Consider the following 25,227-nt stretch of genomic DNA (forward strand, 5'->3'; position numbering starts at 1 on the left):
ACCCTTACGTTCGAGAGTGGCCATAAGTCGCCATCACCTTCCCGAATCAGGTTCGCAAGTGGATCCTGAGCTTGAGGACTTAATTGTGCGCAATCCGGGAGAATTCACTTGTTGCAGCGAATAGATGAGCTGCGCGCCAACATTTCCGCAACTCCGACTTCGAGCTTTGTCGTCGAATATCGCGGGCGCGCGCATGAGCTGATGCTCAAGCATGAGAGTCTCAATCCGACCGGCTCGATCAAAGACCGGACGGCGACCGGCCTCCTGGTCGACATCGACCGTCTCAAACCACTGACCCCAGGCACCGTCATTGTCGAGTCCACATCGGGAAATCTCGGACTTGCGCTGGCCAGACTGGTCCGTCTACTCGACTGCAATTTCATCGCGGTCATCGATGAGAGAACACCCAGGCCAACCCGGGATTCGCTTACGGCGAGCGGTGTGGAACTTTACTTTGTCGATGAACCCGACGGACAGGGAGGCTATTTGCTCAGCCGGCTCAAGGCGGTCCGTGAGCTCTGCCTCGCGAATCCCGACTACCGGTGGACAAACCAGTACCACAATGCCGCCAACCCGCTGATCCACGAGCAGACGACCGGTCCCGAGATCGCCCGGCAGGGCGGCGCCGAGCTGGACGCGGTGTACGTCGCCGTGTCCACCGGAGGGACCCTGGCGGGCATCTCGGCGCATCTGCGCTCCGTCGCGCCGAACATCAGGATCGTGGCGGTGGACTCCACCGGGTCACTGGTCACCGGCGGGGTGGGCGGTCAGCGGCTGATCGCCGGGCTCGGCGCCAGCAGGGCCTCGTCGTTCCTCACCGACGGCGCCTACGACGTCGCGGCCCGGATCAGCCCCGCGGCCGGCGTGGCGGCCTGCAGGGCGTTCTTCGAGGACACCGGCATCGCGCTCGGCGGGTCCAGCGGCAGTGTGCTCCGGGGCTATCTCGACGACCTCGACCAGGGCCTGTTCCCCCGGAGGGCGCTCTGCCTCTGCCCGGACGACGGGAGCAAGTACCTCGGGACCCTCTACGACGACGGATGGCTGGACACCGTGCACATCGCCGAGGCGGTGCACGGTGCCATCAGCCGGCTCCGGGCGGACGGTCTGCGGTTCCGGGTCGCGGCTCCCTGACCGGGCGACGCGGGGCTCAGGCCCCGGGGTCGCCCCCGACGGCGGTCACCGCGTTGCGCTCGTCGACGAACACCACCCGCGGCGTGGTGTTCTTGGCCTCCGCGTCGGTCACCAGTCCGTAGCCGATCACGATCACCAGGTCACCCGTGTGCACGAGGCGGGCGGCGGCGCCGTTGATCTGAACTTCGCCGCTGCCTCGCGTGCCTTCGATGACATAGGTCTCAAGACGGGACCCGTTGTTGATGTCGACTATATGGACCAATTCGCCCGGCAGGAGATCCGCCGCGTCCATCAGGTCCGGATCGAGCGTCAACGATCCGATGTAGTTCAAGTCCGCGGCCGTCACCGTCGCACGGTGAATCTTCGACTTCAGCATCGTTCTGAACACGGGTGTCGCCTCCCCAACTGAACAGTGAATGGGGGAAGCTTATGAGAACCGTGACACGGTCACACATACCCATGGCGATGATGCGCCACAGAAAATTTTCGGATCAACGATTGCTGCGGAAATTGAAGGCCAGATTGACCAGAGCGATACCGGCCCAGGCCACCGAAGCCACCAACACACTTCCGTTGTCGGAGAACGAGGTAGCCACACCGGTGGCGGGAACCCCGATACCGATCGAGATGACAGCGAGCCAGAACCCACCGCTGTCCGCCGACCCCTCATTGCTCGCGGGGGAGAGCTCGGCGACCCGCTGATCGACCCGCGCGTCGATCGCAGCCTGGGTACGCGCCAAGAAGCTGGCGATGACCGCCGATTCCGCATCGGCGCCGAGCGCCCTTCGGGCATCGATTGAACCCGCGATATCCGCGGCATCAATTCCTAAGCGGTTGGCCGAAGTTCCGTCGTATTTACGGGTCGATTCGCTCACCGGTTCACCATACCTCGCCACCATCCACTGCCCGCAATGGTTTCTGGGAAATTGACGCCACATTCAGACGAACGATGGACAGAGACACACCTCGTCGCGATCAATCCGGTAGCCTGCCCGCCAGCTCCGCCAGCTCCGCCAGCCGCGGCGCGCTGTGCTCCGTCACGGCTCCGGCCGGCGCGGTCGGATCCGGCAGCGGCACCCCGGCGCAGCCGGCGCCGGGCCGGGGCAGCTCGCCCCGGGCGAGGTAGGCGTCCACCGCACGGTCGACACAGCCGTTGCCGTTGCCGTAGAGCATGTGATCGCCCTCCCCGGCCACCTTGAGCAGGCGCGAGCCCGCGAACACGGCACCGGCCGACACCGCGCCCTCCAGCGGAGTCGCGGGGTCGTGCACGGAGTGCACCATCAGCACCGGCGGGACACCCCGGCCCGTCGGCCTCGGCAGCGCGACGGCGGGACGATCCCAGAAGACACAGGGCTCGGCGATGCTGCGCCAGCCGATCAGCGGGAACAGCCGGCCCTGCGCGGCCGATGAGGCGGCGAGCGTACGGCGATCGCCGCGCCAGCGGGTGTCGTTGCAGCCCACGGTGTAGAACGTGGCGTCGATGGCGTCCGGCGCGCCTAGGCGCCCGCCGGGCGACCGGGCGGCGTCGCGCACCGCGGCGACCCGCGCGGCAAGACCGCTTCCGACGGCGGTCCGCGCCGGTGCGGGGCCGGTCGCCGCGGTCAGCCCGGCCAGCAGCTCCCCGAGGCGCGGGAAGGTCCATTTGCTGTAGAGGCTGCCCGCGATCATCGAGTCGAGACCGGTCGCGGTCACGATCGTGCCGCCGCCGATGTCCAGCGGTTCCCGGGCGAGCCGGGCGCGGACCCGCTCGTATCCGGCCCGTACGGCGGGCGCGGTCGCGCCGAGCCCGTACACGCCGTCGTACCGCGCCGCCCACGGCAGGAAGTCCTGGCGGAACCGGCGCTCGAACCCCATCGGTTGCAGGGCGTAGATCCGCTGCCAATCACCGGTGAACCGGACGCTGGAGTCGAAGACGAACCGGCCCACCCGCGAGGGGAACGCCCGCGTGTAGTGCGCCCCCAGCCAGGTGCCCGCCGAGTAGCCGAACCAGTTGGTCCGCTCATGCCCGAGAAGCGCACGCAGCAGGTCGAAGTCCCGCACCGTCTGCCAGGTGTTGACGTAGTCGCCGACCGGGGCCGATGCGCTCTGGCAGGCGCGGGCCATGCCCTCCGCGTCGTCGAGCATGGCGTTCACATTGGCCCGGCTCCGGTCGCGCACATCGCGCTCGCGACCGATCACCTCACCAGCGCAGGTGACGTTGGTGCTCCGGCCGGTCCCCCGCACATCGACACCGACGATCTCCGAGACGTCGGCGACCTGGGCGTGCGCGGGATCGAGGAAGAGCAGCGGGACGACGACACCCTCCTCACCGGGCCCGCCGGGGTTGGTCAGCAGGAGGTTCTGGGGTTCGCCGGTCACCGGCCGGAGCCGGCTGATAGCGATGTCGACCGTGCCCCGGCGCTGCCGCTTCCAGTCCAGCGGGGCCTTCATGACTGAACACTCCAGCCGCTCGGCCCCCGGCGGTAGTCCTGGTTCCGCCGCGGGGAAACAAGGCTGCCAGTCCAGGCGTTGGTCCTGGAAGGCCGCGTCGACCCGGAGCGCACCGGGGTCCGTCGTACCGACGGCCGGTTCGGCGACGGCGGGCATCGTGCCCAGCGTCAGCGCGAGCAGCACGGCCGGTACTACGGCGCGAGTTCTGAGCATGGCTTGCCACTCCTCCATGGGGCTGAATTGGTCGGGTCGGCTTCGAGTCGATGGCGAGCGTGGCGGCCGGGGGACCGGGTGCTCGGACACCGCCACCGCACCGCCCGGAGCGGCATCAGGCCGACCGGACCGCCCGGGTTAGCCCGGCACCCGATCGACGCAGGTGAGCATCCCGTCGCGAAGAACAGGGCAGGTCACGCCCCGGGCACTCGTCGGAACGCGGCATTCGGCAACCGGTACGAACACTCGGTCCCGGTGCGCCCACGGCACCGGAACGCGGACGGGGACAGGAGCTTCCTGAAGATCGGCACGACAGAACCACCCGCTTCAGGCCGTGCGCAAGAGGTCTGGCGTGAAGTCGCCAACCCTGCACGACGGCACGAATCTGGCACAAAATAGGGACCCACCCGGAGCCGGAAAAGGGTCAAATGGGGTCTCCAGAGAGCGACTTGACAGCACTGGCGCCCCGCTCTTCGCGGGGCCGGTCCCAACGCCCGGTCCGCGGGCCGGACCGAGCGTTCCGATGCGACACCGCGGGGCGGTCCGGCTCGGCCTGTCGCCCGACCGGCACGACGGCATTCCATGCCGGCGACGGCAAGCGGTTTCTGATCGCGCCCGTCGGCCCGCCGCCCCCGCGGGCCCGGTGGCGCGCCGACTGTCCACCGCGCCGCAACCCTGGTCAAGGCCACGCCATGGTGGTAGATGTCCACGGTGTCCCATTGCACAGTGATAGCGGCACCGACCGGCATGAACTCCGGATCACGACCCGGTTGACCGACCTTTCACAGCACCACGACCGCCCAGCGTGTGAGACTGGAAGGGCCCGATCGCAGATGAACACGACTATTGGGCCGGCCGCACTACGGAGCCGGTCACATAGGAAGGTTTCCACGAAACGGGAGATCGCATGACGCCCCGCAGCGCGTTCCGATGATGCCGCAATTCTCTGCGGACGTGCCCGCGACGGTCGATCATGCAGCCCGGCCGCAGCAACCCTGACACACCGCCCGACGTCTTTTCATCGGTAGCGATGTCAGCGACCGTAAAGCCCGTTCGTCAACGCCACGTTACAGCGATGCGACGCGGGGATTACCACGCAAGACCACGTGTCCATCGGGGGATGGCACATCACTCAGAGGTCACCTGCGGGGAGCAGGTCACCTCTCACCCGAAGCCCGAGGGAACGCGGGCTCAAGGGGATTTGTGACTTGCAATGGGGGAATTTTGAAACAATTTAATGAGTCCGTAATTACGTCCGATGACATATCTGTCAAATTACGCCTGCTCGGAAATACAGAACTGATCGCCGGAGACCGCAGCTACCCGCCGGGCGATCCGCTCCAGCGCGGACTGCTCGCCACCCTCGCCATGCGCGCGAACAACCGGGTGGGGGCGGAGGCGCTGGCGGCGGCGCTGTGGGAGAACCCGCCGCGCACCGCGCTTCGGCAGATACAGACCAAGGTGTGGAAGTTACGCGAGCTGCTCGACTACGCGTTCGCCACGGAGAGCGTCCAGCAGCGTCCGCAGCTGATCAACCAGGCGGGCGGCTATCTGCTGTTCGTCGAGCCGACCTCGATCGACCTGGTCCTCTTCAACACCTTCGTGAAGGAGGCGCGGAAGACGGCCGCAGAGGGCGACTTCGAACGGTCGGCGCAGCGGTACCGGGACGCCCTGTCGCTCTGGCGGGGTCCGGCGTTCGCCGACATCTCCGCCCCGGAGATGTCGGCACCGGGCATACGGGCGGAGGCGATCAAGCTTCAGGACCACTACATCACGGTCACTGAGGAGAGGATCGAGGCCGATCTGATCCTTGGCAGACACAACGAAGTCATCTCCGAGTTGCAGTACCTGGTCCGCAGACATCCGCTCCGCGAGAGATTCCGGCTGCACCTCATACGCGCGCTGGGCCGCATGGGCCGGCGCACGGAGGCATCCGAAGCCTATCTGGAGGGCCATCGCCTCCTGGTGCAGGAGCTCGGCCTCGATCTGAGCCCGGACCTGACGGAGGCCCACCGTGTCATTCTGGCTGGTGGTCCGCCGCCTGCCAAGAGAACGGTTGTGCGACAGGTGTCGGCATCGGGCACGGCCGTGCTCACCGACGGCAACAAGTGGGCCATGGTCGCGGGCGGCAGAGGCCATCAGCACGACCTGGCGCAGCCCATCCCGGTCATTCCGACGCAGGGCCGGGAGCATCGGCAACGCGGCCCCGCGACGGCGGACGTACGACTGCTGAACTCCACCGGTCGCGGTGGCGACCGGGACCGGCCTCCCGCCCATCTGGAGCCGGTCCTGGAGCAGTTGCTGAACGGCGCCACGGACCTCACGGCGAGCCGAAGACTCGGGCTGTCGCCCCGAACCTTCAGCAGAAGAGTCTCCGAACTGCTCGAATACCTCGGTGTGGCCACCCGATTCCAAGCCGGCGCCGAAGCCTACAACCGGGGCTGGATCACCGTCCGCCCGGAAGGCCCATCGGATGGCCAACAGTCCCCTACCTGACCGGCCGCATCGCCGGACCGACCAGTTGCGCGGCACCGGCCGGGGCGAGCTTCGCCCTGACCGTGTTCGTGAAGGTCTTACCGGGCCACCAGTGCGCGATCATGACCACCGCGGCACCGGAACCGACCAGCACCGAGGGGTCGGACTGCGCGGCCACACCCACCACCAGACCCGAGGCGGCGGTGGCCCCGGCTGCCAGCAGACGCGTAATCATCATGGAGTTGAGCATCCGGGAGACGCGACGCGGCGTCACATTCCGTTTCGGCGTGAGCAGCGGGTCGACCGCGTAATTCACCCCGAGCAGACCGGCCGCGCCCACGGCGGCCGGGATCCAGAAGATCATGTCGTCCTCTAGCCCGGAATCCGGCACGACCGCCGTGATTCCAAATACGCCGAGGCCAACGCTGAGTAGCATGAATAACGACGACAAAACCCGTAGGCGCCCCTGAGTTGAGTTCATGAGCACATGGTAACTCGAAGGGCCCTACTGAGTAACGGAGTTGGCTGGACCATCGGGGGCGCAAAGCCGGGCTTCGCCTCAACTCGCGCCCCCCATCACCCACGCCACGTCCACTCCCACACCGGACGCGGAAGGCGGCCGCGGTCAGCCGGTGTAGGCGCCGACGATACGGGAGAACTCGTAGGGCGCCTGCGGAATGTTGGTGCAGAGCGAGAGGTGCCCGCCGACGCAGGCGTTACGGTCGCGGGTGACGTCCCAGTACGAGATCATGCCGAGCCCCTTGCTCCGCGCGAAGGCGACCAACTGCCGGGCGTCGGACTGGTCGTAGATCTGGTGGTCGTCATTCTCGCCGAGCATGGGGGTGACACCGATCATGCCCCAGAGCCGGGCGTCGCTCCTGCCCGGATGGAGCGACTTCACCTGGGTGAAGGTGGCCTCCGCGGCCCGGAGCGCGGCGTCGCCGTAGTCGATGTTCATGAAGTAGTCCATCGCCATCACATTGACCACCTCCACATCGACGCCCGCGTCCCGCGCGGAGGCCACCACGGAGAGTCCCGTCGCGGTCAGCCCCCAGGGGGTGACCGGTAGCGTGAGCGAGATCCGGAGACCCGGGTGCGCCTCTTGCAGCCGGGCGAGCGCGGCCGAGCGGCGGGCGATGGAGACCGGGTCGGTGGTGGCCGACCCCTCGATGTCGAAGTCGACGTACCTGAGCCGGTACCGCGTGACCACCGCGTCGTACTCGGTGAACAGCGCATCCACCGAATCGCAGGTCTGGGCCAGTTCCCTGCCGCCCGCGCCACCGAAGGAGACCTTCACCTCCCCGCCCACCGCCCGGAGCGCCTCGATGTCCCGCTCGGCCCATCCGGTGCGCGGGTCGAAGTGGTTGAACCACATCGCCTTGCAGGTGGTGGCGGTGATGAAGCCGAGGCTGAAGTTCCTGAGGCCACTCGCCGCGGCCAACGCGGGCAGACTCGGTGTCGGCCAGGCACCCATGTCGACGTAGGGAGCGGTGGGCATGGTCCGGGGAGGTGAGCCCGGATCACCCGTTCTGCCGATGACCGCCGGGCTGTACGCGGAGACATTGCCGGCCAGGTCCCTCGCCCGGACACGGAAGGCGTACCCGGTCGCCGGCATGAGTCCGGTGACCCGGTGGGAGGTGGCCCCGACGACGGCGACCGGCGCGGCTCCGTCGATGGAGATCTCATAGGTCAGTACCGCGTCCCGGTCGTCCGACGACGCCGTCCACCGAACCGTGAGCGCCGTATCACCGACCGCGGCGAAGCCGATACCGACCGGAACCGAAGGCGCCGTGGTGTCGCCCCCGGACTCGCAGGGACCACCGCTGTTGATGACACAGCGCGCGGGGAGCCCACTGCCGCTGGCCACCCACCCGAAGGTGGTGGCGGCCCCCGGCGCCAGTGTGCCGTTGTGGCCGACGTGCCCGAAGACATGACGACCCCCCTCGCGGGTGAGCCGGGCGTCCCAGTACGTACTGACCGCGGTACCGGCCGGCAGCTCGAACGCGACGGTCCAGCCGTCCAGTCGGGTACGGCTCTGATTCCTGATGGTGTACGTGCCCTGGTAGCCGGTCCCCCAGGAGGAGGTCTGCCGGAATTCCGCTGTCACCAGAGCGAGCGGCGTACTCGCGGCGGCGGCCGGGGCGAGTAACAGGGCCAGGAACCCCATGACGATGGCGATCAACGACGCTTTTGGTCTTCGCATTGCTGCCTCCCGGGCGGGGAACGAGCGCGAGCCGTGCAGGTCGATGCGGACGACTTGGTCTATACCAAAGCCGCCCGCATTGACTACCCGCCGCACGGCACGGCGTCAAGACCTGCCGGGTGGCGCTTCCCGGGCGGGGGATCACGGACCGGGCCCGGACCCGCCGCATGGGGGCCCGCTCATCTCTGCCGTACCCCATCGGTGTCAGGAGCGGTCCCGCCAGCACGGGCCGCCGGATCCTGGTCGCATTCGGGCCCGGCGCCGATGAGGACCGTCGTGTTCGCCCCGTCCGCGGTTAACAGCGGATCCACGGGTTCAGCACCATCACGTCACGCTGCCGCCCTGGAAGGCGGGCTCGGGTGCCGAACCCCGTACCCGGTCGTCACCGGCCCGCACGCGTGCCGGCGCTGCAGCCCGCTCCGCGAGGGTCAGCACGCCCCCAGCTCAGTCGTCCTTCTTCACCGGCTCCAGGATCGCCACGCACTCCACGTGGTGCGTCATCGGGAACAGGTCGAACGCCCGCAGCGTCCGCGAGCGGTAGCCCGCCTCGCGGAAGTACGCCAGGTCGCGCGCCAGTGCCGCCGGGTCGCAGGCCACGTAGGCGATGCGGCGCGCGCCGAGGGTGGCGAGGCGGCGGACGGTCTGCTTGCCGGCGCCCGCGCGCGGGGGGTCCAGGACGATCAGGTCGGCCTCGGTGATGCCCGTGCGGGGCAGGATCTGGTCGACCTTGCCGTGCTCCACGCGGACGCGCTCCAGGTCCTGGAGGTTGTGGCGGGCGTCGTCCGCCGCGCGCTTGGAGGACTCGATCGCGAGGACCGCGCCCCGGTCACCGAGCCGCTCGGCGATGGCGCCGGCGAACAGGCCGACGCCGCAGTAGAGGTCGAGCGCCATCTCGCCCTTGCGGGGCATCAGGCCCTGCATCACGGCCTTCACCAGGACGTCCGCCGCCTGCGGGTGGACCTGCCAGAAGCCGCCGGAGCCGACGCGGTAGGTGCGGCCGTCCGCCCGCTCCCGTACGAAACCGCGGCCGTGCACCCGGTGCACCCCGCCGTCGCGCTCGTCGACCCGGAGGACCGAGACCGGCTTGTCCAGCTCGACCAGGGGCAGCCGGCCGCCGGGGGCGGGGGTGAGGATGACCTGGCGGTCGTGGGAGCCCGTCGCGGCGATGGCCTCCACGGCGGCCATCTGGGGCCAGGTCCGCTTCTCGATGCCCAGCTCGCTGACGCCCGGTGCCGCGATCAGGCAGTGGTCGACCGGCTCGACGTCGTGCGAGCGGTGCCTGCGCAGGCCCGCCCGGCCCTCCTCGTCGATCGCGTACTGCACCCGGGTGCGCCAGGCGGGCACCTCGCCGGTGGGGAGCTTGTCGCCCGGGGCCGGCATGACGGTGCCGTCCCAGCCCGCCTCCTCGGGGGTGAGACCGGCGAGCCGCTGGAGCTGCTCGGTGATCACCTCGCCCTTGAAGCGTCGCTGCGCGCCCGGCTTGGCGTGCTGCCAGTCGCAGCCGCCGCACTTGCCGGGGCCGGAGAACGGGCAGGGCGCCTCGATCCGGTCCTTGGACGCTTCGATGATCCGGACGGCGTCGGCGCGCAGGAAGCGCGCATCCTCGTCACCCTCGGTGACGCGGGCGACGACCTTCTCGCCGGGCAGGGTGTGCCGGACGAACAGCACCCGGCCGTCGTCGGTACGGGCGACACAGTGGCCTCCGTGGGCGACGGGGCCGATCTCGACCTCGTACTCCTCCCCGACCAGCGACGAATCCGAAACGTTCTCCTTGGCGGGCATGGCGGGGTGACTCCAGAGTTTCGGTGGTGCGGGGGGTGCAGGGGGTGCGTGCCTGGGGGGCAGCCCACCAGTCTACGTCGGGTGGGGAGCGGAATCCGCCTCAGTCACGGGGGCGAGCCGCCTCAGTCGCGGGTGCTCGGCTCCTTCGGCCGCTCGTTCACCAGTCCGCGCCGCACCGAACCCGGCGCGCTCCAGTTCTGGCGTCTGCGGGCCCGCTTGCGCGCCGCCTCCGACGACACGAGCTGGTAGGGCACCGAGGTCACCATCACCCCGGGCGTGAACAGCAGCCGCCCCTTGAGCCGCAGCGCGCTCTGGTTGTGCAGCAGGTGCTCGTACCAGTGCCCCACCACGTACTCGGGGATCACCACGCTGACGACGTCGCGCGGGCTCTCCCGGCGCAGCCCCCGTACGTACTCGATCACCGGCCGGGTGATCTCCCGGTACGGGGAGTCCAGGATCTTCAGCGGCACATTGATGCCGCGCCGCTCCCACTCCGCGCGCAGTGCCCTGGTCTCGCCCGCGTCCACGCCGATGGAGAGCGCCTCCAGCTTGTCGACCCGCATCAGCTTCGCGTACGCCAGCGCCCGCAGCGTCGGCTTGTGGACCTTGGAGACCAGCACGATGGCGTGCACCCGGGAGGGTCGCACGCTGTCGTCGCTCGGTTCGTCGGACGCGGCCAGTTCCTCCGCGACCCGGTCGTAGTGGCGGCGGATCGCGGACATGACGCCGTAGAAGAAGGCCATGCCCAGCAGCGCCACCCACGCGCCGTGGGTGAACTTCGTCGCGAGCACCACCACCAGCACCAGGCCGGTGAAGCAGGCGCCGAAGGTGTTGATCGCCCGGGAGCGGATCATCCGGCGGCGCTTGGCGGGGTTCCGTTCGGTGCGCAGATGGCGGTTCCAGTGCCGGACCATGCCGGTCTGGCTGAGAGTGAAGGAGACGAAGACCCCGACGATGTAGAGCTGGATCAGTTTGGTGGAGTCGGCGCCGTAGGCGACGACGAGGGCCGCCGCGGCGCCGGCGAGCAGCACGATGCCGTTGGAGAAGGTGAGCCGGTCGCCCCGGGTGTGGAGCTGGCGGGGCAGATAGCGGTCCTGCGCCAGTATCGAGCCGAGCAGCGGGAATCCGTTGTACGCGGTGTTCGCGGCCAGGAAGAGGACGAGCGCGGTGGCCGCGGCCAGCAGGACGAAGAAGAAGGTCTCCTCGCCGAAGACGGCCGCCGCGACCTGGGAGATCACCGGGTCCTGGACGTAGTCGCCGCCCACCGGCAGACCGCCGCTGAGCAGGTCGTGCGCGGGGTTCTCGGCCATCTTCACATCGGTGGCCAACGCCAGGCCGATGATGCCGCAGAACATGGTGGCCGCCAGGCCGCCCATCAGGGCCAGGGTGGTGGCCGCGTTCCGGGATTTCGGCTTGCGGAAGGCGGGCACGCCATTGCTGATCGCCTCGACGCCGGTGAGCGCCGCGCAGCCGGAGGAGAACGCCCGCAGCAGCAGAAAGACCAGTGCGATTCCGGCCAGGCCCTGCTCCTCGGCCTTGATCTCGAAATCCGCGGTCGGCGCCTTCATGGTGTCGTCGAGGACAAATCCTTTGTAAGCGCCCCAGGCGATCATGATGAATACGGCGGAGACAAAGACATACGTCGGGATCGCGAAGAGCTTGCCGGACTCCTTGACCCCACGGAGATTCATCATGGTCAGCAGCACGATGACGCCGACCGCGCAGAGAACCTTGTTCTCCACGACGAAGGGGATGGCGGAGCCGAGGTTCTCCACTCCGGCCGAGATCGAGACGGCCACGGTCAGGACGTAGTCGACGAGCAGCGCGCTGGCGACGGTGAGACCGGCCTTGGGGCCGAGATTGGTGTTGGCGACCTCGTAGTCGCCGCCGCCGCTCGGGTAGGCGTGCACGTTCTGCCGGTAGGAGGCGACCACCGTGAACATCAGCACCACGACGGCGAGCGCGATCCACGGGCTGAAGTGGTAGGCCGACACACCCGCGACGGAGAGCACCAACAGGACTTCGCCGGGCGCGTACGCCACGGACGACAGGGGGTCGGATGCGAAGACAGGAAGCGCGACGCGCTTGGGAAGGAGCGTTTCTCCCAGCCTGTCACTGCGCAGCGCCCTGCCGATGAGGATCCGTTTGGGCAGGTCGGTCAGTTTGGACACGGTGAGGATCGTAAGCGTTCTCCCGGGCACCGCCCACCCACCACCCCCGGCCGTCCGGCGGAATCTCGCACTCCCCTCGGACCAGGTGTCCCTAGGCATATGCCATGTGTGTAGCTTGGGGCCGCGGTCTGAGACCCTTTAAGCCAGAGCTTCTTTATTTTTGGGTAAAGAACGCCAAGAATCAGCCAAGTCCAGAGGTACCGGAAGGACGGTCGTGCACATCGTCATCATGGGATGCGGGCGAGTGGGAGCCGCTCTCGCGCAGACCCTGGAGCAGCAGGGGCACACGGTCGCCGTCATCGACCAGGACCCCACGGCCTTCCGCCGTCTGGGCTCCGGATTCGGTGGCCGCCGCGTCACCGGCGTGGGCTTCGACCAGGACACCCTGCGCGAAGCGGGGATCGAGGACGCCGGCGCCTTCGCCGCCGTCAGCAGCGGGGACAATTCCAACATCATCGCCGCGCGGGTGGCGCGCGAGATGTTCAACATCGAGAACGTCGCGGCCCGTATCTACGACCCGCGCCGCGCCGAGGTCTATCAGCGCCTGGGCATTCCCACCGTCGCCACCGTCCGCTGGACGGCCGACCAGATGCTGCGCCGGCTGCTGCCCTCCGGGGCGGAGCCGCTGTGGCGCGATCCGAGCGGCGCGGTGCAGCTCGCCGAGGTGCACACCTCGCCCGCCTGGATCGGACACAAGGTCAGCAGGCTCCAGGACGAGACGGGTGTACGGGTCGCGTTCCTGACCCGGCTCGGCGAGGCGGTGCTGCCCAGCTCGGGGACCGTGCTCCAGGAGGGCGACCTGGTGCACGTGATGATGCGTACGGACGAGATCGAGAAGGTCGAGGCGGTCTTCACCGAAGGCCCCGAGGAGGACGGTCACTGATGCGCGTCGCAATCGCGGGCGCCGGCGCGGTGGGTCGCTCCATCGCCGGAGAACTGCTGGAGAACGGACACGAGGTCCTCCTCGTGGACAAGGCGCCCACCGCCATCTCGGTGGAGCGGGTGCCGCAGGCGGAGTGGCTGCTCGCCGACGCCTGTGAGATCACCTCGCTCGACGAGGCCGCCCTCCAGCGCTGTCATGTGGTGATCGCGGCGACCGGTGACGACAAGGTCAATCTGGTCGTCTCGCTGCTGGCGAAGACCGAGTACGCGGTGCCGAGGGTGGTCGCCCGGGTCAACAACCCCAAGAACGAGTGGCTCTTCAACGAGTCCTGGGGTGTCGATGTCGCGGTCTCCACCCCCCGGCTGATGTCGGCGCTGGTGGAGGAGGCGGTGAGCGTCGGCGATCTCGTCCGGCTGCTGCGCTTCAGTCACGGCGACGCGAATCTGGTCGAGCTGACGCTGCCGCCGGAGTCGGCGATGGCGGGCGTCCAGGTCGGCGATGTGGCTTGGCCCGAGGACACCTCGCTGGTGACGATCATCCGGGGTTCCCGGGTGCTGACGCCGAGCCCGGAGGAGACCCTGGAGGCGGGCGACGAGCTGCTGTTCGTGGCGGCACAGGCGCGCGAGGAGCAGTTGGAGGATCTGCTCCAGGTGCAGCGGGAGGCGTAGCGGACGCGGGGCCCCCGGCCGGGGGCCCCGCACCGGGCCGCCCCGGCCCGCACCTGCCTCTCGCCGGCCCCCGGCGGTCAGGACTCCTTCGGAGAGTCCGGATAAATCTGGATATGGTCGGGCTCCAGCTCCAGCAGCACCCGGTCCCGCATCCCCAGCGTCTCGGTGTACTCCGTCGGCAACTGGAGCCGGCCGGCCCGATCCAGCATCGCGTACTCCCGCGCCACCACCGACTCCTGACCGGTCGCCGTGTCCACCTCGGTGTGGCGCAGGATCTCGGTGGAGGTGCGGCCGTCGCGGATCGCCACCGTGCGGCGGACCTCGGAGGCGACCGACTGGTCGTGGGTGACGATCACGATCGTCGTGCCCAGTTCCTCGTTGGCCGTACGGAACGCCGCGAAGATCTCCTCGGCGGTGTGCGAGTCCAGCTCACCCGTGGGCTCGTCGGCCAGCAGCACCGACGGCTCGTTCGCCAGCGCCACCGCTATCGCCACCCGCTGCTGCTGGCCGCCCGACATCTGGTGCGGCCGACGGTCCCGGCAGTCGGCGACGCCGAGGAGGGTGAGCAGCGCATCGGCCCGCTCGGCCTTCGCGCCCCGCTTCACCCGGCGCCCGCTCAACTGGATCGGCAGCGCCACATTCTGAGCGGCCGTCAGATACGGCAGCAGATTGCGCGCCGTCTGCTGCCAGACGAAGCCCACCACCTCACGCCGGTACCGGAGCCGTTCCTTGGCCCCCATCGCGAGCAGATCGCACTCGGCCACCTTCGCCGCGCCCGCGGTCGGTTCGTCCAGGCCGGCGAGGATGTTCATCAGCGTCGACTTGCCGCTGCCGGACGCACCGACCAGGGCCATCAGCTCGCCCTTGCGGACCAGCAGGTCAAGCCCCTGGAGTGCCTGCACCTCGACGCCGTCAGCGGTGAAGATCCGGACCAGCCGGTCGCAGGTGATCAGCGCGTCGTGCCCGTACTCGGGGCTCTGTCGCCGGGCCGCGGCCCGGCGCTCCAGCTCCTGGAGAGTGGCGGACTCGGTCATCGCGGGTCTCCTACCCTGAGTTCGGTCGTGGTCGTGCGTCGGGTGCTCAGCCATGCCTGCGCCGCGGCCACTCCGGCCGCGATCACCACCACGGCCAGCGCGGGCAGCAGCAGGCTCCACGCGTCGGGCTGCAGCCGTACGGGACCGAGGGAGGCGACCCGGCCCTGTGCGGCCAGCGCGAGCCGGGCGAGGTCGACCCCGGGGGCGAGCAGATGGATCGTCCCCCAGCCCACCAGGGCGCCGCCGGCGCCCGCCAGCAGCGTCTGCGGCAGGCTCTCCAGGATCAGCAGTCGACGGCCCTGGCGCCGGGTCAGACCCATCGTGCGGAGCCGGGCGAGCAGCGCGGCCCGTTCGGGCGCGGCCCGCAGCAGGGAGAGCAGTACGGCGAGGACCGCGTATCCGGCGCCGGCGGCCACCGCCACCAGGTAGATCCGTTCGGCGCCGGTCTGCACGGGTGACTCGGTGAACGCCGCGCGTTCGGCGGCGCGCAGGGTGACGGTCGCGGCGGGGACCGCCGCTTCGAGTCCGGACCCGGACGCGGTGGGCCCGGAGACCAGCAGGGTGGTGGCGGGCCGCTCGCCCGCCAGCCCGGAGGCGTCCACGATGAGGAAGTCGCCGTCGGACGCGGCGGGGGTGATCTCCCGTACCGCCGACAGCTCGACGGTGAGGAGCCCGCCGACGGAGCCGATCGACACCGGTCCGTCGCCCAACCGCGCGGCGACCGCCGGTGAGGCGATGGCGGGCAGGGCGTCGGAGCCCCCGGCCGGCTTCCGCAGCTCGTCGGCGTCGAACCCGCCGAGGCCGGTGGCGCGGGCCAGCCGTGCGTAGGCGTCCGGTTCGACGGCGATCAGGGTGACGATGTCCTGATCGCCGTCCCGCATCTCCACGTCGAACTCGCGGTACACGGAGACGACCTCCCGGACCCCGGACACCTTCCGGACCCGGTCGGCCGCGCCGGGCGGGAGCCCTTCGGTGGCGTCCAGCCGGGCGTCCGCGCCCACCACGACGAGCGAGGCCCGGTCGCGCGCCTCGGTGACCCCGGCGAGCACCGAACCGCCGAACGCGGCCGTCGTCAGGGCGACCAGCAGCGCCAGGAGCACCAGCGCGGCGGCGGCCGGGGTGCGGCCGGCGCGGGCGAGGGAGAGGAAGCCGATCGCGCCGCGCCGCCGGGCCATGGGGAGCGTCGCGAGCCGCAGGGGCACCGGATACACCCGTACGAGAAGGAGTGCGGCGACCATGCCGACCAGCACGGGGGCGGCGCTGACCAGTTCGTTCACCTGGCCGTCGGAGGTGCCGCCGCGGCGCAGGGCGAGGACGGCGGCCACCGTCAGGACGAGCAGGGTCAGTTCGGCCACCGTGCGGCCGCGCGATGGCCGGGCCCGCACGAGATCGTCCCGCCCGGCCGGGGGGCGTGACCCACGGGTCAGGAAGACGGCCCGCAGGGGCAGCGCGGCACTGGCGATCAGCGCGACCGCGCCGGCCGCCAGCAGCGCGGGCAGCGGCCGTCCGCCGGGCACCAGGACGAGCGCGAGCCAGTAGCCGAGCGCGGCGGCCGGGAGCACCGGGACGGCGACCTCCGCCAGCAGCCGGCCGGCGATACCGCGCACCGAGCCGCCCCGGGCGCGGACGAGGGAGAGTTCGGTGTGCCGTCGCGCGGCGGCGAGGCCCCCGGCCATCAGCAGGACGACGGCGGCGACGGTGCCGATGCCGAACGCGGCGACCGAGACCACCGGCCTGATCGAGGACCGGATGCCGTCGAAGCCGAGGAGGATCTCGTCCAGGTCAGTGGCGGTCTCCAGGCCCGGCGATACGGCGGTGCGGAGGTCGACCTGGGCCGGACCGCTTTCGAGCGCGGCGACGGCCTTGACGGCGCGCGGCAGTTCGTTGGCGTCCAGCGCGGCGGGGTCGACGGCGACCCGCCAGTACGCCTCGGTGTCATAGCTCACCGAGAGCAGGGCCGGCGCCGTGCCGGGCGCCAGCAGCAGGCCCGCGTGCCAGTACGACGTGACCGGCGGCGGGGTGTAGCGCAGGGCGGGTGTCCGCAGGACCGGTTCGAAGGACCAGTTGCTCCGCTCGGGCCGGAGCGGCTCGACGATGGCGGTGATCCGTATGGCCAGCGGTGTCGCGTCACCGGCCCGCGGCAGATGGACCGTCGAACCGACCTTGGCGCGCAGGGTCTTGGCGGTGTCCGTGGTGACGGCGGCCTCGACCGTGTCCGCGCCATCGGGCGCTGGGCGGGGCAGCCGGCCGGCGCGGAGCCGGGAGTTCTCGGCGAGTGCGGCGGGGGCGCTGAGGGTGAAGACCGGGCGGCCGCCGTCGAGTTCGGGCAGCCAGCGGTCGCCCGCCCGTACCGGCTTGGTGATTCGTACCCCGTACGACGACTCCGTGGTGTCGGCGCGGAGCGGCGCCGGCAGGCCCTTCTGGATCTGCCGGTACCGCTCGGTCAACGTCTCGGGGCGCAGGGCGTCGGCGCGGGCCTCGGGATCGTCATCCGGCTGAGGCCCGACGGTGAACCGGAGGGCGCTGCGCTCGGGGACGGCCGCCGCCAGCTCATGGCGCAGGCCGTCCGCTTCATAGGTGTCGACCGCGCGCGGGAAGGCGGCTGCGAGGAAGGAGGTGATCAGGACCAGGGCCGTCAGGGCGAGCGCGGGGCCCGGCGAGGTGCGCAGCCGGGTACGGACCCAGGGGGCGACGGCCCGCACCGGGCGGGCGGGACGCCCGGCGGAACGGGCACGAGTGCGGGGCGCCGGGTCGGCGGGACGGTCCAGGTCGGCGGGACGCCCGGCAGGACGGGCGGGGGCGCGGGGCGCCGGGTCGGCGGGACGGTCCAGGTCGGCGGGACGCCCGGCAGGACGGGCGGGGGCGCGGGGCGCCGGGTCGGCGGGACGGGCATTGGCGGCGTCGGCGTGGGGAGGGGCGAGAGCGTCGGGGGTGCCGGCGTGGGCCGGGGCGTCCGTACGGTCGGTACGGGGTGGCTGGTGGGGGCCGTCCGGCTGGCTCGCGGCGTCCACGTGGTGACGGCCACGGGGATCTCCCCCGGGCCCGACCTGACCGCTCCGACTGTCACCGGGCACGGCCTGGGCACCTGAACGGACACCTGAACCGGCCTGACCGCTCGGGCCGCCCGGCTGGCTCGCGGCGTCCACGTGGTGACGGCCACGGGGGCCTCCCCCGGGCCCGACCTGACCGCTCCGGCCGTCACCCGGCGCGGCCTGGGCACCTGAACCGGCCTGACCGCTCGGGCGGTCGGAACCGGCGTCGGCGGCCGGCGCCGCGCCTCCCGTACCGTCGCGCGACACCCTGTCCCCGTTCCTGGCGCTGTCTCCGCCTCTGGCTCTGTCCCTGCCGTGATCGGTGGGGTCCGAGCTGTCCGTGTGGTCGGCCATCTCACTCGCCCCCTTGTGCGCGCAGCGACGTCGCCGGATCGCCGCGGCGCAGCGCCAGTGCCGCCACGATCGCCACGGGCGCCGCGGCCACCCCCGCGATCAGCAGCGCAACCCGTCCGAGCGGCAGTTCCACCAGGACCGCCGGGATCGGCTGGGTGGCCTGCCCGGTCAGCACGATCAAGGGGACGACCGCACGGGTGAGTACCGCCCCGAGCGCGAGTCCGATCAGCAGCGCGACCCCGATGAGAAGCGACTGTTCGACGGCGAGCACCCGGGCGAGCCGGCGCCTGGTCGTGCCCAGCGCCCGCAGGACGGCGAACTCGGCCGAACGCTCGCGCAGCGCCCCGGCGGTGGCGACCGCGAAGCCGACCGCGGCGAGCGCGGCGGCCACGCCGGTCACCGCGAGCAGCGCCGACTGCGGGCCCGCGCCGAGTGGATCGTCGTGCAGTTCGGCGGCGATCTCGTCGCGCACCTGGATCTGTGCCGGGTCGATCTCGGCCCGCTCCCGCAGTGCGGCCACCACGCCTTCCGCCGCGCCTGGCCGGGTGTACAGCCACCACTCGGTGGGCGGGAAGGCGGCGTCGGCACGGTCGGCCAGGATGCGGTTGACCGCGCGCAGATCGACCAGCAGGGCGCCGCCGTCGACGGCGGTCGCCTTGGTGGTGGTCGGGCCGACAGGGGCGGCCCCCGTCGTCGGAATGGCCCGCAGGGCGCCCGCGATCCGTACCTTCACCGGCCCGCCCGACATCGGCACCTCGATGACGGAGCCGACCTTGGCCGCGGTGGACTCCAGGAAGCGGTCGGTCGCCAGGGCGGCCGGGACGGTGGGCGCCGGGCGGCGGGCCGCCGCCCGGACGGTGACGGTGCGCTCGGGGCCCCAGCTGTCGCCGACGGCCGCCGTGCCCAGGTGGTAGCCGAGGTCGAGCGCCGTCCCGGAGGCGGAGCGGGCGGCGGTGACGGCGGGCCTGGTCTCCCTGCCGGGCACCGGGTCGACGTTGACGGTCGCCTTCCCCTGCCAGCCGAGGTCGGGGGGCGGGATGAGCGTCCGGGAGGTGCCGTCGGCGGCGATCGACCGTATCCCGCCGACCGTGAACCGCTTCGGCACGATCCGGTCCGGGTAGCCGATCTGGTCGAATTCGATCGCCGTCAGCGCGAGCGGTTCGGCGGGCCTGCCCACCGGCGCGTCGGCTGCCTTCGCCAGGTCGACGGTGAGTGACTGCCGGCCCCCGACGGGCCGCAGGCTCTCCGGCGAGATCCGGTACGACACCCCGTGCCGGTCCTCGACGGTGACCGTGACCGGGGTGTCGGTGCGCCCGAACGGATCGTCGGTGGGGGCGCTCAGCGTGACGTCGAGGGCCAGCCGCGCGGTGCCGGGCGGCATCACCACCCCGGCGCGGGGCGTCTTCGGCGGATGGAGGGCGGCGATGAGCCGTCCGGAATCGCCGTCGGCGAGGTCGGCGCGCGGGCGCAGTCCGTCGCCCGCGAGAGCCGTGTCGATGGCCAGCACGGTGGCCTGCCGGCCTCCGGAGAGTCCCATTCCGGTACGGGCCGCGGGCACCGCGGCCCGTACGCCTGGCATTCCGTCGTACGTACCGCCCTGTCCGAACTGCTGGATGGTGCCACCGCCGAGGACCCGTACCGGCGCACCGGCCCGGAAGTCCGCCTGATCGTCCTGCGAGCGGTCCCAGGAAGCGCCCTGTCCGATCGCCAGCATCCCCATCGCGACGGCGAGCACCAGCAGCAGTACGGGTCCCGTGCCGCGCAGTGGGCGGCGGCTGAGCTGCCAGCCCGCAAGCGGGGCGGTGAGCCCCCGGCTCCGGGCGGCGCGCCGTTCCGCGAGCTTCGCCGCCGGGGGGAGCAGCCGCAGCGCCAGGACGGTTCCGGCGAGCAGGGCCAGCGCGGGCGCCACCACGAGCAGCGGATCGATGCCGAGCCGCCCCTCGCCTCCGGCGGTGCCGCTGAGCGCGCCGCCACCGGAGGTGCGCCGGTCGAGCTGCCAGTAGGCGACCCCCGCCACGACGAGGAGTCCCAGGTCGGCACCGGCGCGGAGCGGAGCGGGTAGTGCGCGGGCACGGGGCGCGCGCGTGGCGGTGAGCGCGGGGGCGACGACGGCCGCCGCACAGGCGACCGCCACGGCCAGCCCGACCAACCAGATCTCCACCGTCAGGGCGGTGTCGATCCGCAGCCCGATCCGCTCCAGCAGGCCCTGTCCGGCGAGGAGCCGGGTGAGCGGGCCGGCGAGGAGTGGCGCGCAGATGGCGGCGGGGGCCGCGAGCAGGAGCGCTTCCAGGGCGGAGAGCGAGGCGATCCGACCCCGGGACGCGCCGCGCGCCAGCAGGACGCGGGTCTCGCTCTCGCGTTCCGTCCCGAGCAGCCGGGCCACCAACAACAGCGCATAGCCGGCGAGCAGTACCAGTTGGAGGGAGACGATGAGCAGGGTCGCCCGGGAGACCAGGAGCGCGCGCTCCAGTTGGTCCAGCACCTCGGGCAGCGCGGTGCGGGTGACGACCCGGCTGGTCAGCGCGGGCTGGTCGCCGAGGTATCGCTGACTGTTCTTCGCGGAGGTGCGCAGCGCGTCGAGCCGGTCGCCGCCGAAGGTGGTGAAGTCGGCGGTGGCGAGCCAGGCCAGCTCGCCCCGGCTGATCCGGCCGGAGGCGAGGGCAGTGGGGTCGGTGAGCAGGGGGCCGTAGGTGGTGAAGGCGTCCTTGCGGACCCCGCGTCCGGCCAGTTCGTCCAGTTGCCAGTACGGGTCGTCGCGGTCGGCCGGCCGGTAGAGGCCGGTGACCCGGATCTTCACGGGGGGTCCGCCCAGCCGGTCGGCGAGGGACAGCACCCGTGGGCCGGGGGTGAGCCGGAGCTGTCGCGCCGCCGCCTCGTGGAGGGCGACCCCGACCACACCGTCCGCCGTCCCGGATGCGGGTGTGGCGGGCTTCGCGGACTTCGCGGGTGTGGCGGGCTGCGCGGGCGCCGCCGTGGGCCAGGAGCCCGCCGACAGTCGGACTCGTGAACGGTCCACGGCGGCGAAGGTGGTGAGATCGGGTTCGCCGCCGCGCGCGGCCTTCGGCTGGAGGGCGCGGGGCAGTGAGTACGGCCCCGAGTTGTCGAACTGGCGCAGGGTCAGCGGCAGTCCGTCGAAGGACCGCTGCGCACCGCGCCGGGCGTCGCGGGCGGCCGCCGCGCGGTCCGGCCCGGGGTTCTCGGCGGTGATGATCAGCGAAGCCGCCGCCGCGTCCCGGGTGCTGAGCGCGTGCCGCAGCCCGGCGTCCCCGACGGAGCCGGCGAAGGCGGCGAGGGTGGCCAGGACCGAGGTGGTCAGCAGGACGGCGAGCAGCGCCGCCGTCAGCAGCAGCCGATGTCCGCGTGCGCGGAGAAACAGAAACCCCGCCACCGGACGCCCCCTGTTGCCCTGTACTACCCCCGTACGGCCGTCCGGGCAGGCGCGTGTGGTCGCGACGTCTCCGCCGCCCCATGGCGCTTGGGTCCCCCGAAAGCCCTTTCGAGCCCGATACTTTCAGAGGGCACGGGTCTAGGAGAACGGCCACCGGTCGGACTTGATGAGATCGTGACCGGCGATCGGGGTTCAGATCTCGGGTGATCGGGATCCGGATCTCGTACGAGCGAGGTCCGGACCGGTACGCGCGGGGATACGGGCCGGTACGAGCGGGATCCGGACCGGTACGAGCGGGGCCGGATCAGGGACGAGTGGGGTCACGGGTCCGATCCGCGCGGGGCCGGACCGGGGGCGATCGGGATTCAGATCCGGTACGGCGGCCGAACCGCGAAGGCATTGTCGATATAGAGATTGCCCTGCTGTCGGGCGCGCTCCCGCATGGCGGAGGTGATGGGCGTGCCGTCCGTGACGAACCACCACAGATAGAGCGTCTCGTACATCCAGGCACCCTCATAGGCCCAGTCCTGGTCAGCGCCACCGCCCGTGCCGAACACCGAACCCGCCGGGAAGTTGGCGTTGTGGGACTTGCCGCCCACATGACGGGCCTCATGGACGAAGGTCGAGGCGCGGTCGGGCACCGCCTGGTCGAACCACATGCCGAGGTACAGCTCCACCCGGTCGCTGAAGGAGGTGGCCACCGCCGTACCGTCGCCGCAGAACGCCCGCAGGACGCGGATGTTCTCGCGGACGTACCGGCGTCCCCAGCTCAGGATGGACAGCTCGTACGAGTCATTCTCATAGTTCGGCGCCGAGTAGGTCAGCAGCCAGAGCGAGTTGAAGGTCCGTCCCAGCGGCAGAATGATGTTGTTCGGGTCGTCCCAGCCGAAGCCGTCGTCCCAGTACGCCTTCTGGCCGGCGAATCCGTAGGTGTTCCAGAAGTAGCTCACATGGGGCTGACTGCCCTGCCAGAACGGCGCGTAGAAGTTGTCACCGGAGACATCGAGGTCCGGCGCGGTGGCTGAACAGGTGGCCATGGGTCTCTCTCCTCCTCGTCCCTCCCCCTCACGATCCCTCCCCGCAGCACCGTCCACGGCCGATTCCCGGTCAGCACGGTGGGGGCGTCAGCGCGGTGGTGGCGTCAGCGCGGTGGCGGCGGCGGGTCGGCGCCCGCTCCCGGATGGAGGACGTAGTCGACCCGCCCGACCTGCGGCACTTCCCGTACGTCGGGACGCCGCGCCGTCAGGAGATCCCGGTCGTCCTCGCGCACCAGCTCCGTCAGATCCACCGGTGCGCCGCCGGGCAGCCCGCGCAGGGCCGTCACACAGGCGGCCCGCACGCCGCGCTGGTCGTCGTCCAGATGCCGTACGAGGGCCTCGACCGCGCGCGGATCACCCTCGGCGGCCAGCCGGGCCAGGCCCTCGACCGCGGTGGTCCTGATCACGACCTCCTCCCCGACCGTGGAGTGCCGGTGATCGGCGCCAGGAGAACGCTCGGGCGGTACGGGCGTGGCCACGACGGCGGCGAGGACGCCGGCGGCGTCACTCAGCCGGAGGTCGGTCAACAGTTGCACCAGACCCCAGCGGTCGAGATACGCCTCTTCCGGGAGGGACTGCCAGCCCCTGCGCGCGAAGGTGGTGATCTCGTCCGGGGGGTACTCGCGCAGGACCCGCAGCGCACGCTGATAGTTGTCCTCGACGTCCGGGCCCACGGCACCCATGGCGTGCACGGCATCGGTGAACGCGCTCCCGAGACCGCCGAACTCGTCGATGAACTCATACGCCTGCGGCCCGGGGGAAGCGAGGGAGTCGCCCGGCTCGTCACCCGGCGCCGCCTTCCCGCCCGGTGGCGGGGGGCCGGCCACCCGTGGAGTGTCGTCGGCGGAATGCTGGTCAGCCATGGGGAATCCATCCCTCCGGTACAGCTCTGCTGTGCGTCTGGACGGGCTCCGCGGCCACTACTCCCCCGGCCGCGGGTCGGCGGCGGGGCCGGTGAGGTTCTCGTGGGGCGCTCTTCGGCGCCTCCTGCCGTCGCACGCGCACGGGTCGTGCCGAACCTCTCCTTCCATGCTGCGCGTGTCGTGTGGGACACGCAACACACGCGGCGGACGCGGCGGGGCGGAGCGAGGGGGAGTGAGAGGGATTCGCGGGGGTAGACGCGCAGAACCGCGGAGCGCGGAGGACACTTCCGTACGCGGACGACCGACAGGGGCACGGGGGCACTATGCGAAACATCGGGCTGGCCGAACGGGACCAGGCACTGTCCGTCCGAGCGCCCTCGTGGGCCGGTGGTACCGGCACCGCGCAGGTGCCCCCCGACGGTGGCCGCTTCGACGAGATCCGTCATGGCGGAGCTCCTGACGGTGGAGTCCGCCACGGCGGGACGTACGACTACGGGGTTCGGTACGGCTACATGCTTGACGACGAGGTTCGGTACGACGGGGTACGCGGCGGAGCCCGGGACGGCGACCGGGACGGCGACCACCGTGATGTCCCGGCCCACGGCGCGGCTCGGGACCACTCCGCCCCCGACGGCGCCGCCATCCGCGACGGCCGGGACCAGCACGACCGGAACCACCTCATCCGGGACCGCCACGACTATGACGGCGCCTGCTACGACGGAGCGCCGGATTGCATCGCGTCGGCGCGCGCCTTCGCCGGTGATTTCCTGTCACGGGTGGGGGCCGGGGGCGGTACGCCGGTCCCGGTCTCGGCGGTGGCGACGGCGAAGCTGGTCGTCAGCGAGCTGGTGACCAACGCGTGCAAGTACGCACCCGGGCCCTGTCTGCTCGACCTGGAGGTGGTCGGGGAGCTGATGGAGATCAGCGTGTGGGACACCAACCCCGCCCTCCCGGTGGCGCGCGCGGCCGAGCCGGGGCGGGTGGGCCAGCACGGTCTGGAGATCGTCCTCGCGGTGTGCGAGGGCTTCGAGGTCAGGCGCCGCCCGGTCGGCAAGCGGATCAAGGTCTGCGTCTCGCTGGACCAGTAACCACGGGGAACTCCCCGGGGTCCACCACACGGCCACGGGTCACGGGAACGCACAGGGGCGACACCCCCGGCTGGGGGCCACCCGCCCGAACGGACCCGAAGGCCCAGCCACCCGAAAGGCCCGGTCGCCCCGCCCGGGGGCAGTCGGGCTCACGGTTCAGTGAGCCCCGGGGCAGCGGGGTCCGAGATCAGCGCGGCGCGAGGATCAGCGCGGCGTGCGCTCAGCGCGGCCCGGGATCAGCCGGACTTACGGTTCAGCGCGGCCCGGGGTCAGCAGGGCTCACGGATCAGTGAGCCCCCGGGATCAGCGCGGCGCACGGATCCGCGGGGCCCGGGATCAGCCGGAATCACCGATCAGCGCGGCCCCGGGATCAGCAGGGCCCGGGATCAGCAGGGCCCGGGATCAGCAGGGCCCGGGATCAGCAGGGCCCGGGATCAGCAGGGCCCGGGATCAGCAGGGCCCGGGATCAGCAGGG

Annotated in this window: 17 protein-coding genes; 5 read left to right on the top strand and 12 right to left on the bottom strand. The window is 71.3% G+C overall.

The genetic code is table 11. The features are described from left to right. The first annotated feature begins 201 nt into the window (after window positions 1–201). Complete coding sequence (locus tag ACH4S7_RS22850) at window positions 202–1,131, top strand: pyridoxal-phosphate dependent enzyme (RefSeq protein WP_398523078.1); 930 nt, start codon at window positions 202–204, stop codon at window positions 1,129–1,131. Window positions 1,132–1,147: 16 nt separating this feature from the next. Here ACH4S7_RS22850 and panD read toward each other — a convergent pair whose 3' ends face one another. From panD to ACH4S7_RS22865, 3 genes are all read right to left on the bottom strand, one after another. Then, entirely contained in the window at window positions 1,148–1,519 is a 372-nt protein-coding gene (gene panD, locus ACH4S7_RS22855) for an aspartate 1-decarboxylase (RefSeq protein WP_398523079.1), read from the bottom strand. 103 nt (window positions 1,520–1,622) lie between these two features. Continuing rightward, complete coding sequence (locus ACH4S7_RS22860; protein ID WP_398523080.1) at window positions 1,623–2,006, bottom strand: hypothetical protein; 384 nt, start codon at window positions 2,004–2,006, stop codon at window positions 1,623–1,625. Window positions 2,007–2,106: 100 nt separating this feature from the next. After that, a complete protein-coding gene (locus tag ACH4S7_RS22865) occupies window positions 2,107–3,774 on the bottom strand; it encodes an alpha/beta hydrolase (protein ID WP_398523081.1) in 1,668 nt (555 codons plus the stop codon). Between the two features lie 1,224 nt (window positions 3,775–4,998). On the opposite strand from ACH4S7_RS22865, the gene ACH4S7_RS22870 reads away from it, so the two are divergent. Next, a complete protein-coding gene (locus ACH4S7_RS22870; RefSeq protein ID WP_398523082.1) occupies window positions 4,999–6,270 on the top strand; it encodes a BTAD domain-containing putative transcriptional regulator in 1,272 nt (423 codons plus the stop codon). Here the strand turns inward: ACH4S7_RS22870 and ACH4S7_RS22875 are convergent. The 4 genes from ACH4S7_RS22875 to ACH4S7_RS22890 all read right to left on the bottom strand — a co-directional run bounded on the left by ACH4S7_RS22875 (window position 6,263) and on the right by ACH4S7_RS22890 (window position 12,405). After that, window positions 6,263–6,613 carry a hypothetical protein gene (locus ACH4S7_RS22875; RefSeq protein WP_398523083.1) on the bottom strand — a complete coding sequence of 117 codons (351 nt, stop codon included), beginning with the start codon at window positions 6,611–6,613 and terminating at the stop codon, window positions 6,263–6,265. The two genes, ACH4S7_RS22870 and ACH4S7_RS22875, sit on opposite strands and share 8 nt — an antisense overlap. A gap of 261 nt (window positions 6,614–6,874) precedes the next feature. Then, window positions 6,875–8,452 carry a cellulose binding domain-containing protein gene (locus ACH4S7_RS22880; protein ID WP_398523084.1) on the bottom strand — a complete coding sequence of 526 codons (1,578 nt, stop codon included), beginning with the start codon at window positions 8,450–8,452 and terminating at the stop codon, window positions 6,875–6,877. Between the two features lie 444 nt (window positions 8,453–8,896). Next, a complete protein-coding gene (locus ACH4S7_RS22885) occupies window positions 8,897–10,234 on the bottom strand; it encodes a class I SAM-dependent RNA methyltransferase (RefSeq protein WP_398523085.1) in 1,338 nt (445 codons plus the stop codon). A gap of 122 nt (window positions 10,235–10,356) precedes the next feature. Then, window positions 10,357–12,405 (bottom strand): APC family permease, encoded by a 2,049-nt coding sequence (locus tag ACH4S7_RS22890; protein ID WP_398523086.1) that lies wholly within the window; start codon window positions 12,403–12,405, stop codon window positions 10,357–10,359. Window positions 12,406–12,619: 214 nt separating this feature from the next. On the opposite strand from ACH4S7_RS22890, the gene ACH4S7_RS22895 reads away from it, so the two are divergent. Both ACH4S7_RS22895 and ACH4S7_RS22900 read left to right on the top strand, forming a co-directional pair. Continuing rightward, window positions 12,620–13,288, top strand: a complete 669-nt coding sequence (locus ACH4S7_RS22895; RefSeq protein WP_398523087.1) for an NAD-binding protein — start codon at window positions 12,620–12,622, stop codon at window positions 13,286–13,288. Next, window positions 13,288–13,956 (top strand): potassium channel family protein, encoded by a 669-nt coding sequence (locus ACH4S7_RS22900; protein ID WP_398523088.1) that lies wholly within the window; start codon window positions 13,288–13,290, stop codon window positions 13,954–13,956. The genes ACH4S7_RS22895 and ACH4S7_RS22900 overlap by 1 nt, the downstream gene beginning before the upstream one ends. Before the next feature lie 77 nt (window positions 13,957–14,033). Here ACH4S7_RS22900 and ACH4S7_RS22905 read toward each other — a convergent pair whose 3' ends face one another. From ACH4S7_RS22905 to ACH4S7_RS22925, 5 genes are all read right to left on the bottom strand, one after another. Further along, entirely contained in the window at window positions 14,034–14,990 is a 957-nt protein-coding gene (locus ACH4S7_RS22905) for an ABC transporter ATP-binding protein (protein ID WP_398523089.1), read from the bottom strand. Next, window positions 14,987–18,001 carry an FtsX-like permease family protein gene (locus tag ACH4S7_RS22910; RefSeq protein ID WP_398523090.1) on the bottom strand — a complete coding sequence of 1,005 codons (3,015 nt, stop codon included), beginning with the start codon at window positions 17,999–18,001 and terminating at the stop codon, window positions 14,987–14,989. The genes ACH4S7_RS22905 and ACH4S7_RS22910 overlap by 4 nt, the downstream gene beginning before the upstream one ends. A 376-nt stretch (window positions 18,002–18,377) precedes the next feature. Continuing rightward, window positions 18,378–21,764, bottom strand: coding sequence for an FtsX-like permease family protein (locus ACH4S7_RS22915; protein WP_398523091.1), 3,387 nt, complete (start codon window positions 21,762–21,764; stop codon window positions 18,378–18,380). Between the two features lie 365 nt (window positions 21,765–22,129). Beyond that, the gene (locus ACH4S7_RS22920) at window positions 22,130–22,801 is read right to left on the bottom strand and encodes a hypothetical protein (RefSeq protein ID WP_398523092.1); all 672 of its coding nucleotides are present in this window, start codon (window positions 22,799–22,801) and stop codon (window positions 22,130–22,132) included. Between the two features lie 104 nt (window positions 22,802–22,905). After that, complete coding sequence (locus ACH4S7_RS22925; protein ID WP_398523093.1) at window positions 22,906–23,664, bottom strand: HEAT repeat domain-containing protein; 759 nt, start codon at window positions 23,662–23,664, stop codon at window positions 22,906–22,908. A gap of 680 nt (window positions 23,665–24,344) precedes the next feature. Here ACH4S7_RS22925 and ACH4S7_RS22930 point away from each other — a divergent pair. Next, window positions 24,345–24,752 (top strand): ATP-binding protein, encoded by a 408-nt coding sequence (locus ACH4S7_RS22930; protein WP_398523187.1) that lies wholly within the window; start codon window positions 24,345–24,347, stop codon window positions 24,750–24,752. The last annotated feature ends 475 nt before the right edge of the window (window positions 24,753–25,227 follow it).

The organism is Streptomyces sp. NPDC020965 (genome assembly GCF_044333555.1).
Taxonomy (GTDB): domain Bacteria; phylum Actinomycetota; class Actinomycetes; order Streptomycetales; family Streptomycetaceae; genus Streptomyces.